The sequence below is a fragment of the Paracoccus sp. 22332 genome, from assembly GCF_052045125.1.
GTDB lineage: Bacteria > Pseudomonadota > Alphaproteobacteria > Rhodobacterales > Rhodobacteraceae > Paracoccus > Paracoccus haematequi_A.
In genome coordinates this window covers 13,092-27,451 of record NZ_JBQEOI010000017.1, presented here as the reverse complement: position 1 = coordinate 27,451, position 14,360 = coordinate 13,092, and the positions used below count along the sequence as shown (strand labels likewise).

Below are 14,360 nucleotides of genomic sequence, written 5' to 3'. Positions count from 1 at the left end.
AACAATGCCTTCATCATTTCTTAACCCAGCTTGCGCCCGGCACCAAATTCCAACTTCCTAAGGTTTTACCGATCCCGCCCAGCCCATGAAAAAGGCGCCCCCCAGGACGCCCTTCGTTCCGCATGGCCGGCCTGTCAGCCCCTCAGCCCGGTCTGCTTCAACAGCCCCTTGCGCTTGGCTTCATAGTAATAGCCGCGCGAATACCACATCACCGTCTTGTCCGGGTTGCCGTCCGCCACCATCCAGGCGCCGCGCAGATATTTGACACCATAGCGCAGGTTGGTGTCCGCCTCCAGCAGGCTGGCGGGGGAACCGCGATGGCCCATGGTGCGGGCGGTCTGCGGATTGATCTGCATCAGCCCATAGTAAGGACCGTTGCGCGCGCCGGGCCGGTGCTGCGATTCGCGCAGGATGATCCGCTGCACCATCGCCGGGGGAACCTCGTAATGGCGCGACCAGTAATTGATGCGCGACCGCAGTTCCGGCGTTTCGTTGGGGTAAAGTCCGTTGCGGCCCAGCCCGTCCCGCATCCGCTGCCCGCCGCCGCAGGCCGCCAGGGCCAGCACCGCCAGGATCAACCCCCGACGCCCCATCTTCTGTGCCGAAATATCCCGAGGGGTGAGACGCGCCAGCGTCGAGGGGGGCAGCGCCCCCCTTTCCAGGTCAGACATGGATCGCCCCGTCGCCGCAGGCAAGCGCCGCTTCCCGCACCGCTTCCGAGGTGGTCGGATGCGCGTGGCAGGTCAGCGCCAGATCCTGGGCGGCGGCGCCGAATTCCATCGCCACGCAGACCTCGTGGATCATCTCTCCGGCATTCGGGCCGATGATGTGGCAACCCAGGATCCGGTCGGTTTGCGCATCCGCGATCAGCTTGACGAAGCCGTCCGCCTGCATCATCGCCTTGGCCCGCGCGTTGCCCATGAAGGGGAACTTGCCGACCTTGATCTTGCGCCCGTCCGCCTTGGCCGCTTCCTCGGTCAGGCCGACGCTGGCGACTTCGGGGGTGGTGTAGATCACGCCGGGGATCACGGCATAGTTCACATGACCATGCTTGCCCGCGATGACCTCGGCCACCGCCATGCCCTCGTCTTCGGCCTTGTGGGCCAGCATCGGGCCAGGCACTGCGTCGCCGATCGCATAGATGCCCTTCACGCTGGTCTGCCAATGGTCGTCGATCTTGACGAAGCCGCGATCGGTCAGGGCCACGCCCAGCGTATCCAGGCCCAGTCCTTCGACATAGGGACGGCGGCCGGTCGCGACCAGAACCACCTCGGCGTCAAGGCTGTGCTGGCTGTCGTCCTTGCGCAGGGTATAGGCGACCTTGGCCCCGCCCTCGGCGGCCTCGACCCCCGACACGGCGGCGCCCAGGACGAACTTCAGGCCCTGCTTGGTCAGGATCTTCTGGAACTGCTTCTGCACCTCGCCGTCCATGCCCGGCGTGATCGCGTCCAGGTATTCGACCACGGTCACCTCGGCGCTCAGACGCGCATAGACCGAGCCAAGCTCCAGCCCGATCACGCCCGCGCCGATCACCACCATGGATTTCGGGATCTTCGGCAGCGCCAGCGCGCCGGTGGAATCGACCACCACGCCTGCGTCATTGTCCACCGTAACGCCCTTCAGCGCGGACGGCACCGAGCCGCTGGCGATGACGATGTTCTTCGTCTCATGGGTGGTGTCGCCGACCTTGACCTTGCCCGCGGCCTCGATCACCGCCCAGCCTTTCAGCCAGTCGATCTTGTTCTTCTTGAACAGGAATTCGATGCCCTTGGTGTTGCCCGCGACGGTTTCCGCCTTGTAGCCCAGCATCTTCTGCCAATCGACGGTGACATGGGCGCCCATCAGGCCCATCTTCTCGAAATTCTCGTGCGTCTCATGAGCCATGTGGCTGGCGTGCAGCAGCGCCTTGGAGGGGATGCAGCCGACGTTCAGGCAGGTGCCGCCCAGCGTCTCTCGGCCCTCGACGACGGCCACTTTCAGGCCCAGTTGCGCCGCGCGGATGGCGCAGACATAGCCGCCCGGCCCGGCGCCGATCACGATCAGATCATAGGTGGACATGGCTTGCTCCTTCTTGTCCCTCGCGCCCCTGGGGCGTTGTCGATGCCGCGCGGTCAGATCAGCGCGGCGATTATCATCACCATCGTCGCCGCGAAACCCACCCCCCAGATCACCGACCGCCAGGGCATCCAGCCCAGGATATAGGCCGGGACATAGAGGATCCGCGCCAGCAGATAAATCCACGCGCAGGCCGCAGTCAGGCCGCTGGCCTGCCCGCCCAGCGTCACCACGACGACCGCCAGCGTGAACAGGACCAGCCCTTCAAAGTGGTTCGCCAGCGCGCGTTGCAGGCGGCCCGCGGTGCCGGTCAGCTTCGGCGTCTCGTCGCGCGGACCCATCGCCACCTTCGGGCCGACCTGCATGTTCGCCGCGACCGAAAAGGCGGCGAACTGGACGGCCTGCAACAGGCCCGCCAAGGCCAGAACGGTCAGTTCGGTGGTCATCACGCGGTTTCGACGAAATGGAAATCGGTTGCGCGGACGCCTGCCTGCGCATTGAAGGTCGCGGCGGCCCCCGACAGATAGGCCCGCGCCGCCTTGGCGTCGTTCACCTGATACAGCGCCCAGGCGTTCCCGTTGTCCTCTCGCCACAATTGCAGCAGCGACAGGCCGTTGTTGCCGCGATCCTCGGCATCCGCATCGAAGGCGATGCGGAAGGCGGCATAGTCGGCGACGGCGTAATGGGCGATCAGTTGCATGGCCTATCTCCTTCGGGAAAGGGCACTGCCGGTGATGCGGCAGTGCCCTGTGGCTTACAGATCCATCAGCAGGCGGCGGGGATCTTCCAGCGCCTCTTTCACCCGGACCAGGAAGGTCACGGCGCCCTTGCCGTCGACGATCCGGTGGTCATAGGACAGCGCCAGATACATCATCGGACGGATGACGATCTGCCCGCCGACCACGACCGGGCGGTCCTGGATCTTGTGCATTCCCAGGATCCCCGACTGCGGCGGGTTCAGGATGGGCGAGGACATCAAGGATCCATAGACCCCGCCGTTCGAGATGGTGAAGGTGCCGCCCTGCATTTCCTGCATGGTCAGCTTGCCGTCGCGGCCCTTGGCGCCCAGTTCGGCGATTTCCTTCTCGATCTGGGCAAAGCCCTTCTGGTCGGCGTCGCGGACGACCGGCACGACAAGGCCCGAGGGCGTGCCCACGGCGACGCCCATGTTGACGAAGTTCTTGTAGACCACGTCGGTGCCGTCGATCTCGGCATTGACCTCGGGGACTTCCTTCAGGGCGTGGCAGCAGGCCTTCACGAAGAAGGACATGAAGCCCAGCTTGACCTTGTGCTTCTTCTCGAAGGCGTCCTTGTATTCGTTGCGAAGCTGCATGATGCCGCACATGTCGGCCTCATTATAGGTGGTCAGCATCGCAGCGGTGTTCTGCGCGTCCTTCAGACGCCGGGCGATGGTCTGGCGCAGGCGGGTCATCTTGACGCGTTCCTCGCGCGCGGCATCCCCGGCCGGGCGGGGGGCCGCCGGGGCGGGGGAGGCGGCTTTCGGCGCCGCAGCGGCCTTGGCGACGTCTTCCTTCATCACCCGCCCGTCGCGGCCCGAACCCGTCACCTGGTCGCGGCTGACGCCCTGTTCGGCCATCGCCTTCTTGGCCGAGGGCGCATCCTCGACATCGCTGCGCGGCTTCATCTGTTCGGGACCGGCGCCGGGGGAACCGACCTGGCCCGCCGTGGTCCCGTCCTCGCCGCCCGACGCGGATCCGACGGGCGCGGCATTGCCATAGGCGCCCTTGTTGTCCGAGGAGCCGCTGGCGGGCTTGGCCGCGCCCGCGCTGCCCGCCGCGCCCTCGGTGATGATCGCCAGCCGGGCCTTGGCGTCCACGGTGGCGCCTTCCTCGGCCAGGATCTCGGCCAGCACGCCCGCCGCCGGTGCCGGAACCTCGACCGAGACCTTGTCGGTTTCCAGTTCGCACAGCATCTCGTCGGCGGCTACGCTGTCGCCGACCTTCTTGAACCAGGTGGCCACGGTCGCCTCGGTCACGCTTTCGCCAAGCGCGGGGACCATCACATCCACGGATTTGCCGCTCATCTCTTGTCCTTCCGGGGTCTTCTGGGCCGTCTCGGCCTGCGGTTGTTCTTTGGGGGATTTCGGGGTCGCGTCGCTGCCGGCCTCGTCGATCTGCGCAAGCAGCGCGTCGGGACCGACGGTTTCGCCTTCCGCCGCGACGATCTCGGCAAGGATGCCGGCCGAGGGGCTGGGCACCTCGACCGTCACCTTGTCGGTTTCCAGTTCGCACAGCATCTCATCCACCGCGACGGCATCGCCCGGCTTCTTGAACCAGGTGGCGACGGTCGCCTCGGTGACGGATTCGCCCAGGGCGGGAACGCGGACTTGGGTGGGCATCAGGTCATCCTTCCAGCGACAACGCCTCGTTCACCAGAGCTTCCTGTTCGGCCTTGTGGCGCGAACCCAGGCCCGTGGCGACCGATGCGGCGGCGTTCCGGCCGACATAGCGGGCGCGGTTGTGGCGCGCGCCCAGCCGGTCCAGCGACCATTCCAGATACGGCTCGACGAAGCTCCAGCCGCCCTGGTTCTTGGGCTCTTCCTGGCACCAGATCACCTCGGCATCCTTGAAGCGGGCCAGTTCCTTGACCATCGACTGCGCGGGGAAGGGATAGAACTGTTCCAGCCGCAGCAGATAGATGTCGTCGATCCCGGCCTCGTCGCGCGCCTTCAGCAGGTCGTAATAGACCTTGCCCGAACAGATCACGACGCGGCGGATGCGGTGGTCGGGCACCAGCGTGATGTCGGACGCCCCGCGCTGCGCGTCGTCCCACAGCACCCGGTGGAAGGTGGAACCGGACTGGAAATCCTCGGCCCGGCTGACCGCCTTCGGATGGCGCAGCAGCGATTTCGGCGTCATCAGCACCAGCGGTTTGCGGAACCGGCGGTGCATCTGACGGCGCAGGATGTGGAAATAGTTGGCCGGAGTCGTGCAGTTGGCGACGATCCAGTTGTCCTCGGCGCACATTTGCAGGAACCGTTCCAGGCGGGCCGAGCTGTGTTCCGGGCCTTGGCCCTCGAAACCGTGCGGCAACAGCATCACCAGGCCGGACATGCGCAGCCATTTCTTCTCGCCGGACGAGATGAACTGGTCGAACATGATCTGCGCGCCGTTGGCAAAGTCGCCGAACTGCGCTTCCCACAGAACCAGGGCGTTGGGTTCGGCCAGCGAATAGCCGTATTCGAAACCCAGCACCGCATATTCCGACAGCATCGAGTCGATGACTTCGTAATGGGCCTGGCCGTCGGCGATGTGGTTCAGCGGATAATAGCGATCCTCGGTCTTCTGGTCGATGAAGGCCGAATGCCGCTGGCTGAAGGTGCCGCGCGTGCTGTCCTGACCGGCCAGGCGCACGGGCTTGCCTTCCAGCAGCAGCGACCCGAAGGCCAGGGCTTCGCCGGTGGCCCAGTCGAAGCCCTCGCCGGTCTCGAACATCTGGCGCTTGGCTTCCAGCAACCGGCCCACGGTCTTGTGCAGGTTGTGCCCGTCCGGCACCGTGGTCAGCGCGCGGCCGATCTGGGCCATCGTGGACGGCTCGATCCCGGTTTCGCCGGACACGTATTCGGCGCCCTCGCGGTCCAGGCCCGACCACTTGCCGTCCAGCCAGTCGGCCTTGTTCGGCTTGAAGGCCTTGCCGACCTCGAACTCCTCGTTCAGGTGGGCCTGGAAGGCGGCCTTCATGTCCTCGATCTCGCCCTCGGGGATCAGGCCGTCGGCGACCAGCCGTTCGGTATAGAGTTGCAGCGTGGTCTTGTGGCCCTTGATCTGGGTGTACATCGCTGGGTTGGTGAACATCGGCTCGTCGCCTTCGTTGTGACCGAAGCGGCGATAGCAGAAGATGTCCAGAACCACGTCCTTCTGGAACTTCTGCCGGAACTCGGTCGCGACCTTGGCGGCATGGACCACGGCTTCCGGGTCGTCGCCGTTGACGTGGAAGATCGGCGCCTCGACCATCAGCGCGATGTCGGTCGGATAGGGCGAGGTGCGGCTGAAATGCGGCGCGGTCGTGAAACCGATCTGGTTGTTCACGACGATATGGATGCAGCCGCCGGTGCGGTGGCCCTTGATGCCCGACAGTTGCAGGCATTCCGCGACGACGCCCTGGCCCGCGAAGGCCGCGTCGCCGTGCAGCAGGATCGGCAGCACATTGCTGCGGTCGAAGGTGTCGCCCAACTGGTCGCCCTTGGCCCGCGCCTTGCCCAGCACGACCGGGTTCACGGCCTCCAGGTGCGAGGGGTTCGCGGTCAGCGACAGGTGGACGGTGTTGCCGTCGAATTCCCGGTCGCTGGACGCGCCCAGATGGTATTTCACGTCGCCCGACCCGTCCACGTCCTCGGGTTTGAAGCTGCCGCCCTGGAATTCGTGGAAGATCGCGCGATAGGGCTTCGACAGCACGTTCGCCAGCACCGACAGCCGGCCCCGGTGCGGCATGCCGATGACGATTTCCTTCACCCCAAGCGCACCGCCGCGCTTGATGATCTGTTCCATCGCCGGGATCAGCGCCTCGCCCCCGTCAAGGCCGAAACGCTTGGTGCCCATGTATTTGACATGCAGGAACTTTTCGAAGCCCTCGGCCTCGACCAGCTTGTTCAGGATGGCGCGGCGGCCTTCGCGGGTGAACTGGATTTCCTTGCCGTATCCCTCGATCCGCTCTTTCAGCCAGGCGGCTTCCTCGGGGTTCGAGATATGCATGAACTGGATCGCGAAGGTGCCGCAATAGGTCCGCTGCATCAGCTCGGTGATCTGGCGGATCGAGGCGACCTCCAGTCCCAGCACGTTGTCGATGAAGATCGGCCGGTCCATGTCGCCGGGGCCGAAGCCATAGGTTTCGGGGTTCAGCTCGCCATGGTCGGGGACGTTGCGCAGGCCCAGCGGGTCCAGGTTCGCGTGCAGGTGGCCGCGGATGCGGAAGGCGCGGATCAGCATCAGCGCGCGGATCGAATCCAGCACCGCCTGGCGCATCTGGTCCTCGGTCAGGGTGACGCCTTTTTCCTCGGCCTTGGCGGCGATCTTCTTCATCGCGGCGGTGGCTTCGCTTTTCGACGCCATCGGCCATTCGCCGGTCAGGGCGGCGGTGTTTTCGTCCGAGGGCAGCGGCGGCCAGTCGGCACGCTTCCAGGTGGCGCCCTTGGCCTCGCGCGCGGCATCCTCTCCGGCGTCGCCCAGGCTGCGGAAGAAGGCGTCCCAGGCCGCGTCGAAGGCGCCGGGGTTCTGCGCCCACTGGCCATAGAGCTGTTCGATATAGGCGGCGTTGTGCCCTTGCAGGAAGGACGAGTCGTGGAAATCGGCGTTGTTGGGCTGTTCGGTCATCTGATCTCGCGTCCTTGACGCAATGGGGAAAGGTGGGGCCGCGTCAGGCGGCGGCGCAGGTGACGATCATCATCTGGACGCCGGGCATCGCGCTGCCCGCGCCCGGCTTGTTGGTGCGGCTGTCCTTCAGGTCGCGGCCCGCCTGGCGGCACAGCTGCGCGGGCGCCGCGCTAATCTTGCCGGCGTCTGTCTGGGCCGGGCGGAACAGCACGGTAAAGCGGCTGTCGGCGTCGCCGGTGACGGAAATCAGCGCGGCCTGGTGCAGGCCGGTGCGGCTGTCGACCGGCCCGGCCGGGATCGCGGGGGCCGCCGGGACAGGGGCGGGCGGGGCGGGGCGCACGGTCGGCGCGGCGACGGGCGGGACCGCCGGAACCGCAGGCGCCGCCGCGACCGGGGGCGGGGCCGAAACCGGGACGGTCTGCACGCAACCGGCCAGCAGCAGGGCTGCCAGCAGTCCGGCGGCATTCAAGGATCGGGGCAGGGATTTGGGGAAAGTTGCAAGGGTCATGACCGCCTCAGGCACAATAAACGTCGATGATGGCCGCGCCGGGATCGGCATAGGGATCGGCGCGGGGAATCCGTTCGATCCGCGCCACCGCGCGGCGTTCCAGCCCGCACAGCGCGCGCGCCGCGCCCTGTTCGGCGTGGATGGGCGCGCGGGCCGGATGATAGATCAGCCGCCAGCCGTAATCCCGCCGCGCGACGGTGCGCACGGAATCCGGCGGCAGGGTGCTGGCCTGGTGCAGGTTCGTCATGGCGGGGATCCCGCCGGGCAGGATGTCAGTGGTGGGCGCGCGGCCGCAGGCCGTCAGCGTCAGCAGGGCCGCCAGCGACAGGGGCGCGATGCAGCCGCCGGTCCGGGCCTTGGCCCCGGCGGAAAGCCTGTCTGCGCGCTGCGGCTGGTCGTCCACGTCATCCCCCTGATTGGTCCCGATGCCCCCTTAGGTATGCCGGGGGCATCGGCTGTCAAATCGCGTCACGCACAGGTGACGGTCATGCGCTGCACACCGCCGGTGCCGAACTGCGGCGCGGTCGTATCCACCGGATCGGCGCTGAACACGGTCGAGGCCGTGTTGGCGCAGATCAGGCGCGGCGCGTCCGCAAGCTGCTCGGCGGTGACGCCTTCCTCGCGATAGAAGACGACATACTGGCTGCCGGTGCGGGTCACGCCCAGGACCGCATCCGCGGGCAGGCCAGTCGCCGTCGCCAGCGCCTCGGTATCGACCGGGCTGGTCGTCACGGTGGTTTCCACACGGGTGATCGGCTCGGGCGCGCAGGCCCCCAGCACGACAGTCGAGGCAATGAGGGTCGCTGAAAGCATCTTCATCGTGATTCTCCTGTTGTTACAGAGCGGTTGCTCTTGACCGGGGGAACGCGCGCGGCGCGGGCCGGGTTGCGTCAGCCCTTGATGGCCTTCAGAACCGCCTCGCCCAAGCCCGCCGGGCTGTCGGCGACGACGATCCCGGCCTTCTTCATGGCCTCGATCTTCGATTCCGCGTCGCCCTTGCCGCCCGAGACGATGGCGCCTGCATGGCCCATGCGCCGGCCCGGAGGCGCGGTGCGGCCCGCGATGAAGCCCGCCGTGGGCTTCCACTTGCCCTTCTTCTTCTGCTCGGCCAGGAATTCGGCCGCTTCTTCCTCGGCCGAACCGCCGATCTCGCCGATCATGATGATCGACTCGGTCTCGGGGTCGTCCAGGAACATCTGAAGCACGTCGATATGCTCCATCCCCTTGATGGGGTCGCCGCCGATGCCGACCGCCGAGGACTGGCCCAGCCCCACGTCCGAGGTCTGCTTGACCGCCTCATAGGTCAGCGTGCCGGACCGGCTGACCACGCCGACGGAACCGCGACGGAAGATGGAGCCCGGCATGATGCCGATCTTGCATTCGTCAGGGGTCATGATGCCGGGGCAGTTCGGCCCGATCAGGCGCGACTGCGACCCTTGCAGGGCGCGTTTCACCTTCATCATGTCCAGCACCGGGATGCCTTCGGTGATGCAGACGATCAGCGGGATCTGCGCGTCGATGGCCTCCAGGATCGAGTCCGCCGCGAAGGGGGGCGGGACGTAGATCGCGGTCGCATTGGCGCCAGTCTTGGCGACGGCTTCGTGGACCGAGTTGAAGACCGGCAGGCCCAGGTGTTCGGAGCCGCCCTTGCCGGGCGTCACGCCGCCGACCATCCGCGTGCCATAGGCGATCGCCTGTTCGGTGTGAAAGGTGCCCTGGGATCCGGTGATCCCCTGGCAGATGACTTTGGTGTCTTTGTTAACGAGAACGGCCATTACGGCTTTCCTTGACGTAGGGTGCGTGGTCCCACGCACCATTGTTCAGGGGAAGGCGCGTGAAATCACGCGCCGTGTGTTTCAACCTTTAACGGCCTTCACGATCTTCTCGGCCGCGTCCGACAGGTCGTCCGCCGGGATCACGTTCAGCCCCGAGTCGCGGATGATCTGCTTGCCCAGGTCCACGTTCGTGCCTTCCAGCCGCACGACCAGCGGAACCTGCAACCCGACCTCCTTCACGGCGGCGATGATGCCTTCCGCGATGATGTCGCAGCGCATGATGCCGCCGAAGATGTTGACCAGGATGCCTTTGACGTTCGGATCCGAGGTGATGATCTTGAAGGCTTCCGTCACCTTCTCCTTGGTCGCGCCGCCGCCCACGTCCAGGAAGTTCGCGGGTTCCGCGCCATAGAGCTTGATGATGTCCATCGTGGCCATCGCCAGGCCCGCGCCGTTCACCATGCAGCCGATCTCGCCGTCCAGCGCGATGTAGTTCAGGTCGAACTTCGACGCGGCCAGTTCCTTGGGGTCTTCCTCGGTCTCGTCGCGCAGGGCCAGGATGTCGGGCTGGCGATAGAGCGCGTTGTTGTCGAAGCCCATCTTCGCGTCCAGGCACTTGATCTGGCCTTCGGGGGTGACGATCAGCGGGTTGATCTCCAGCATCTCCATGTCCTTGTCGATGAACAGGCGATACAGGTTCTTGACCAGGGCCACGCATTGCTTGACCTGAGCGCCTTCCAGCCCCAGGGCGAAGGCCACGCGGCGGCCGTGGAAATCGGACAAGCCGGACGCCGGATCGACGCTGAAGCTGACGATCTTCTCGGGCGTGTGGGCGGCCACTTCCTCGATGTCCATGCCGCCCTCGGTCGAGGCGACGAAGCTGACGCGCGACGACCCGCGATCCACCAGCAGGGCCAGATACAGCTCGCGCGCGATGTCGCTGCCGTCTTCGATATAGATGCGGTTGACCTGCTTGCCCGCCGGGCCGGTCTGGTGGGTCACAAGGGTGCGGCCCAGCATCTGGCGGGTCAGTTCCTCGGCCTCGGCCACGGATTTGGCCAGGCGGACGCCGCCCTTTTCACCGGCGGCGGCTTCCTTGAAGCTCCCCTTGCCGCGGCCGCCCGCATGGATCTGCGCCTTGACGACCCACAGGGGGCCGTCCAGTTCGCCCGCGGCCGACTTGGCCTCGTCCGCCTTGATCACGACCCGGCCGTCGCTGACCGGCGCGCCGTATTGACGCAGCAGCGCCTTGGCCTGGTATTCGTGGATGTTCATCCTGACCCCCTTTTTCGGTTCGACAGATTTGCCGGGGTCATGCCACAAGGCAATCAGCGCGGGAAACCATTTTCCCGTAAAATGCCGGAAAGCCGCAAGAAGGCGCCGATTGTGATCACGGCTGGAAATGCCGTGATCACAAAGGCCCAGAAGGTCAGATTCGGCCGAGCGTCAGCCCGCCACGCGCGCGCATTCGAAACTGTCGCCGGTGCTCTGGGACAGCCAGGAGATCTGGTTGTCGTTCTTCCATTGCACCTGGATCACCGCGCCGTCGGCCAGGGTCATGGTCGTCACGCGGTTCTGGGTCGAGAAGCCCCGGATCGTGATCGGCGCGGCGTCGTTCGACGGGATATAGGATGTCGGCGTAAAGGTCATGGTGGTGGCGCCGCAATCCCAGCTGCCCATGAAGGGCAACTGGTCGGTGGGGCGGGGGCTGGTCGGCGGCGCGGAACAGGCGCCAATCAGCAGGGCAGAGAAAAGGGCAGCAGGCAGGACGTGTCTGGTCATGGTCGCCTCCGGTTTGCTTACCGCCGGAATGCTACGTCGGAACCGGAAAGATGAACATCGCCGAATGCAAAAGGCGCGCCTACGGGGGACGCGCCTTGCAAGTCCTGCGGGGGCCGGTCAGGCCAGGGCGCTGTCGATGCCCTTGCAGGCCTCGACCAGGCCCTTCACAGCGTCGACCGACTTCGTGAACATCCCTTGTTCGTCGCCGTCCAGGGTGATGTCGATCACCTTTTCCACGCCGCCCGCGCCGATCACCGTGGGCACGCCCACATAGAGGCCGTTCAGCCCATAGGCACCGTCCACATAGGCCGCGCAGGGCAGGACGCGCTTCTGATCCTTCAGATAGGCTTCCGCCATCTCGATCGCGCTGGTGGCGGGGGCATAGAAGGCGCTGCCGGTCTTCAGCAGGCCGACGATTTCCGCGCCGCCGTCGCGGGTGCGCTGCACGATCTGGTCCAGCTTGTCCTGGGTCGTCCAGCCCATCTTGACCAGATCCGGCAGCGGGATGCCGCCCACGGTCGAATAGCGCACCAGCGGCACCATCGTGTCGCCATGGCCGCCCAGCACGAACGCCGTCACGTCCTTCATGGACACGCCAAATTCCAGCGACAGGAAGTGGCGGAAGCGCGCCGAATCCAGGACACCCGCCATGCCGCAGACTTTCTCATGCGGCAGGCCGCTGAACTCGCGCAGCGCCCAGACCATCGCGTCCAGCGGGTTGGTGATGCAGATGACGAAGGCGTTGGGCGCGTGCTTGGCAATGCCTTCGCCCACCGATTTCATGACCTTGAGGTTGATGCCCAGCAGGTCGTCGCGGCTCATCCCCGGCTTGCGCGGCACGCCGGCGGTGACGATGCAGACATCGGCGCCCGCGATGTCGGCGTAATCGTTGGTGCCTTTCAGCGCGGCGTCGAAACCCTCGGACGGGCCGGATTCCGCGATGTCCAGGGCCTTGCCCTGCGGCGTGCCCTCGGCGATGTCGAACAGGACGACATCGCCCAGTTCCTTCATCGCGGCCAGATGCGCCAGCGTGCCGCCGATCTGCCCCGCACCGATCAGTGCGATTTTGGGTCGGGCCATGGATAACCTCCGATTACAGGGTGATGGTTGCCGGGGTGGTTACGGGGTCGCAGCACGAATCGCAAGCCTCCGCCGCCGCAGCGCGGCACTGTTGGCGCTGACACTTGCCAATCGCCGTGCCGGGACGCATGGCTGGCGCAGGCAAGGGGGCGCGAATGCTGGATTTGACAGTCTGGGGCTGGGTGCTGGCGGTGATCGCCGCCGCGGCGGTGGGCCTTGCCAAGGGCGGGTTGGCGATGGTCGGCATGATCTCGGTCCCGATCCTGTCGCTGGTCATGTCGCCGGTGCAGGCGGCGGGGCTGATGCTGCCGGTCTATGTGGTGTCCGACATCGGCGGGCTGCTGGCCTTTCGCCATCACTTCGACATGCGGGTGCTGGCGACGGCCATCCCCGGCGCCTTGGCCGGAATCGGCATCGGCTGGGCAGGCGCCCATGTGGTGCCGGTCGAGGGCGTGACCTTCATCGTCGGCGCGGTCGGCGCGGTGTTTGCCCTGAACGCGCTGATCCGTCCGCCCTTGCCCGACCGGCAGCGCGAGCCCTCGGCCGGGCGGGGCACGCTGTGGGGGCTTTTGTCGGGCTATACCAGCTTTGTCAGCCATGCGGGCGCGCCGCCTTGGCAGGTCTATGTCCAGCCGCTGCGCCTGCCCGCGCTGATCTATGCCGGGACGACGACCTGGTTCTTCGCGATCTGCAACTGGGTCAAGCTGATTCCCTATGCCGCACTGGGCCAGTTGTCGGCGGCCAACCTGACGGCGGCGGCGATCCTGACTCCGGTGTCGCTGCTGGCGGTCTGGGCCGGGCTGCGGCTGGTCCGCATCATCCCGCAGGCGCTGTTCTACAAGCTGATCACCTGGGGCCTGCTGGCGGTGTCGCTGCGGCTGATCTGGCAGGCCTTGGCCTGACGCCGCAGCGCAGCAAGTTTGCGCTTGCCAAATCTGGCGCCGCAGGGCAGCGTCGCGCAAGATTGTTGCGAGGAGGTTTTCATGGCGCGTCCCTATCGTTCGGTTCTGTATATCCCCGCCGCCAATGCGCGGGCGATGGAAAAAGCCCAGGGGCTGCCCGCCGACGCGATCATCTTCGACCTTGAGGACGCGGTGGCCCCCGGCGAAAAGCCCGCCGCGCGCGATGCCCTGGCGGCGGCGCTGGCGAACGATTACGGCCCGCGCGCCCGGATCGTGCGGATCAACGGCCTGGCGACCGAATGGGGCGCAGACGACGCGCGCTTCTGCGCCGGGCTGGCGGGCGCGGATGCGGTGCTGATCCCCAAGGTGGACGGCCCTGCCGATCTGGACCGGGTGGCGGCGCTGATCCCCGGCCTGCCGCTTTGGGCGATGATGGAAACGCCGCTGGGGATGCTGAACGCCGCCGCCATCGCCGCCCATCCCCGGCTGGAGGGGATGGTGATGGGCACCAACGACCTTGCCAAGGAACTGGGCAGCCGCTTCCGCCCGGACCGGCTGCCGATGCAGGCGGGGCTTGGCCTCTGCCTGCTGGCCGCCAAGGCGCATGGCAAGGTGATCGTGGACGGCGTGTTCAACGCCTTCAAGGATGATGACGGGTTGCGCGCGGAATGCGAACAGGGCCGCGACATGGGGTTCGACGGCAAGACGCTGATCCACCCCGCCCAGCTTGCCATCGCCAACGACGCCTTCGCGCCCACCGAGGCCGAGATCGACCTGGCCCGCCGGCAGATCGAGGCTTTCCAGGCCGCCGCCGCCGAGGGCAAGGGTGTCGCCGTGGTCGACGGCAGGATCGTCGAGAACCTGCATGTCGAGACCGCCCGCAAGACCCTGGACAAGGCGCGGGCGATTGCAGAGATGGCCGGATAGG

At 66.5% G+C, this 14,360-nt stretch carries 15 protein-coding genes; 2 read left to right on the top strand and 13 right to left on the bottom strand.

The window, feature by feature from the left end:
- Nucleotides 1-134 precede the first annotated feature (134 nt).
- The 13 genes from ACTJI6_RS15465 to mdh all read right to left on the bottom strand — a co-directional run bounded on the left by ACTJI6_RS15465 (nt 135) and on the right by mdh (nt 12,530).
- Nucleotides 135-593 carry a transglycosylase SLT domain-containing protein gene (locus ACTJI6_RS15465; RefSeq protein WP_440801973.1) on the bottom strand — a complete coding sequence of 153 codons (459 nt, stop codon included), beginning with the start codon at nt 591-593 and terminating at the stop codon, nt 135-137.
- A gap of 70 nt (nt 594-663) precedes the next feature.
- The gene (lpdA, locus tag ACTJI6_RS15460; protein ID WP_440801897.1) at nt 664-2,058 is read right to left on the bottom strand and encodes a dihydrolipoyl dehydrogenase; all 1,395 of its coding nucleotides are present in this window, start codon (nt 2,056-2,058) and stop codon (nt 664-666) included.
- A 53-nt stretch (nt 2,059-2,111) separates the two neighbouring features.
- Nucleotides 2,112-2,501, bottom strand: a complete 390-nt coding sequence (locus ACTJI6_RS15455; RefSeq protein WP_126155824.1) for an MAPEG family protein — start codon at nt 2,499-2,501, stop codon at nt 2,112-2,114.
- Nucleotides 2,501-2,755 (bottom strand): hypothetical protein, encoded by a 255-nt coding sequence (locus ACTJI6_RS15450; protein WP_440801894.1) that lies wholly within the window; start codon nt 2,753-2,755, stop codon nt 2,501-2,503. The genes ACTJI6_RS15455 and ACTJI6_RS15450 overlap by 1 nt, the downstream gene beginning before the upstream one ends.
- A 54-nt stretch (nt 2,756-2,809) precedes the next feature.
- Entirely contained in the window at nt 2,810-4,414 is a 1,605-nt protein-coding gene (gene odhB, locus ACTJI6_RS15445; protein ID WP_440801893.1) for a 2-oxoglutarate dehydrogenase complex dihydrolipoyllysine-residue succinyltransferase, read from the bottom strand.
- A gap of 4 nt (nt 4,415-4,418) precedes the next feature.
- Complete coding sequence (locus ACTJI6_RS15440; protein ID WP_440801890.1) at nt 4,419-7,385, bottom strand: 2-oxoglutarate dehydrogenase E1 component; 2,967 nt, start codon at nt 7,383-7,385, stop codon at nt 4,419-4,421.
- Between the two features lie 43 nt (nt 7,386-7,428).
- Complete coding sequence (locus ACTJI6_RS15435; protein WP_440801889.1) at nt 7,429-7,893, bottom strand: hypothetical protein; 465 nt, start codon at nt 7,891-7,893, stop codon at nt 7,429-7,431.
- A 7-nt stretch (nt 7,894-7,900) separates the two neighbouring features.
- On the bottom strand, nt 7,901-8,296 hold the full coding sequence (locus tag ACTJI6_RS15430) for a hypothetical protein (protein ID WP_440801887.1): 396 nt from the start codon (nt 8,294-8,296) through the stop codon (nt 7,901-7,903).
- 65 nt (nt 8,297-8,361) lie between these two features.
- Entirely contained in the window at nt 8,362-8,712 is a 351-nt protein-coding gene (locus ACTJI6_RS15425; RefSeq protein WP_126155583.1) for a hypothetical protein, read from the bottom strand.
- A 71-nt stretch (nt 8,713-8,783) separates the two neighbouring features.
- Complete coding sequence (gene sucD / locus ACTJI6_RS15420) at nt 8,784-9,668, bottom strand: succinate--CoA ligase subunit alpha (RefSeq protein WP_440801884.1); 885 nt, start codon at nt 9,666-9,668, stop codon at nt 8,784-8,786.
- Nucleotides 9,669-9,749: 81 nt separating this feature from the next.
- On the bottom strand, nt 9,750-10,943 hold the full coding sequence (gene sucC / locus ACTJI6_RS15415; protein ID WP_440801882.1) for an ADP-forming succinate--CoA ligase subunit beta: 1,194 nt from the start codon (nt 10,941-10,943) through the stop codon (nt 9,750-9,752).
- 171 nt (nt 10,944-11,114) lie between these two features.
- Nucleotides 11,115-11,450, bottom strand: coding sequence for a hypothetical protein (locus ACTJI6_RS15410; protein ID WP_440801881.1), 336 nt, complete (start codon nt 11,448-11,450; stop codon nt 11,115-11,117).
- A 117-nt stretch (nt 11,451-11,567) separates the two neighbouring features.
- Entirely contained in the window at nt 11,568-12,530 is a 963-nt protein-coding gene (gene mdh, locus ACTJI6_RS15405) for a malate dehydrogenase (RefSeq protein WP_126155579.1), read from the bottom strand.
- A gap of 155 nt (nt 12,531-12,685) precedes the next feature.
- On the opposite strand from mdh, the gene ACTJI6_RS15400 reads away from it, so the two are divergent.
- Nucleotides 12,686-13,432, top strand: coding sequence for a sulfite exporter TauE/SafE family protein (locus ACTJI6_RS15400; protein ID WP_440801880.1), 747 nt, complete (start codon nt 12,686-12,688; stop codon nt 13,430-13,432).
- An 81-nt stretch (nt 13,433-13,513) separates the two neighbouring features.
- A complete protein-coding gene (locus tag ACTJI6_RS15395) occupies nt 13,514-14,359 on the top strand; it encodes an HpcH/HpaI aldolase/citrate lyase family protein (RefSeq protein WP_440801878.1) in 846 nt (281 codons plus the stop codon).
- The last annotated feature ends 1 nt before the right edge of the window (nt 14,360 follow it).

What these genes read in the sequence shown, in the direction of transcription:
- ACTJI6_RS15435 (WP_440801889.1), bottom strand. Translation starts at nt 7,893, where the DNA reads ATGACCCTTGCAACTTTCCCCAAATCCCTGCCCCGATCCTTGAATGCC.
- ACTJI6_RS15450 (WP_440801894.1), bottom strand. Translation starts at nt 2,755, where the DNA reads ATGCAACTGATCGCCCATTACGCCGTCGCCGACTATGCCGCCTTCCGC.
- ACTJI6_RS15425 (WP_126155583.1), bottom strand. Translation starts at nt 8,712, where the DNA reads ATGAAGATGCTTTCAGCGACCCTCATTGCCTCGACTGTCGTGCTGGGG.
- mdh (WP_126155579.1), bottom strand. Translation starts at nt 12,530, where the DNA reads ATGGCCCGACCCAAAATCGCACTGATCGGTGCGGGGCAGATCGGCGGC.
- ACTJI6_RS15400 (WP_440801880.1), top strand. Translation starts at nt 12,686, where the DNA reads ATGCTGGATTTGACAGTCTGGGGCTGGGTGCTGGCGGTGATCGCCGCC.
- odhB (WP_440801893.1), bottom strand. Translation starts at nt 4,414, where the DNA reads ATGCCCACCCAAGTCCGCGTTCCCGCCCTGGGCGAATCCGTCACCGAG.
- lpdA (WP_440801897.1), bottom strand. Translation starts at nt 2,058, where the DNA reads ATGTCCACCTATGATCTGATCGTGATCGGCGCCGGGCCGGGCGGCTAT.
- ACTJI6_RS15465 (WP_440801973.1), bottom strand. Translation starts at nt 593, where the DNA reads ATGGGGCGTCGGGGGTTGATCCTGGCGGTGCTGGCCCTGGCGGCCTGC.
- ACTJI6_RS15410 (WP_440801881.1), bottom strand. Translation starts at nt 11,450, where the DNA reads ATGACCAGACACGTCCTGCCTGCTGCCCTTTTCTCTGCCCTGCTGATT.
- ACTJI6_RS15440 (WP_440801890.1), bottom strand. Translation starts at nt 7,385, where the DNA reads ATGACCGAACAGCCCAACAACGCCGATTTCCACGACTCGTCCTTCCTG.
- sucC (WP_440801882.1), bottom strand. Translation starts at nt 10,943, where the DNA reads ATGAACATCCACGAATACCAGGCCAAGGCGCTGCTGCGTCAATACGGC.
- sucD (WP_440801884.1), bottom strand. Translation starts at nt 9,668, where the DNA reads ATGGCCGTTCTCGTTAACAAAGACACCAAAGTCATCTGCCAGGGGATC.
- ACTJI6_RS15395 (WP_440801878.1), top strand. Translation starts at nt 13,514, where the DNA reads ATGGCGCGTCCCTATCGTTCGGTTCTGTATATCCCCGCCGCCAATGCG.
- ACTJI6_RS15455 (WP_126155824.1), bottom strand. Translation starts at nt 2,501, where the DNA reads ATGACCACCGAACTGACCGTTCTGGCCTTGGCGGGCCTGTTGCAGGCC.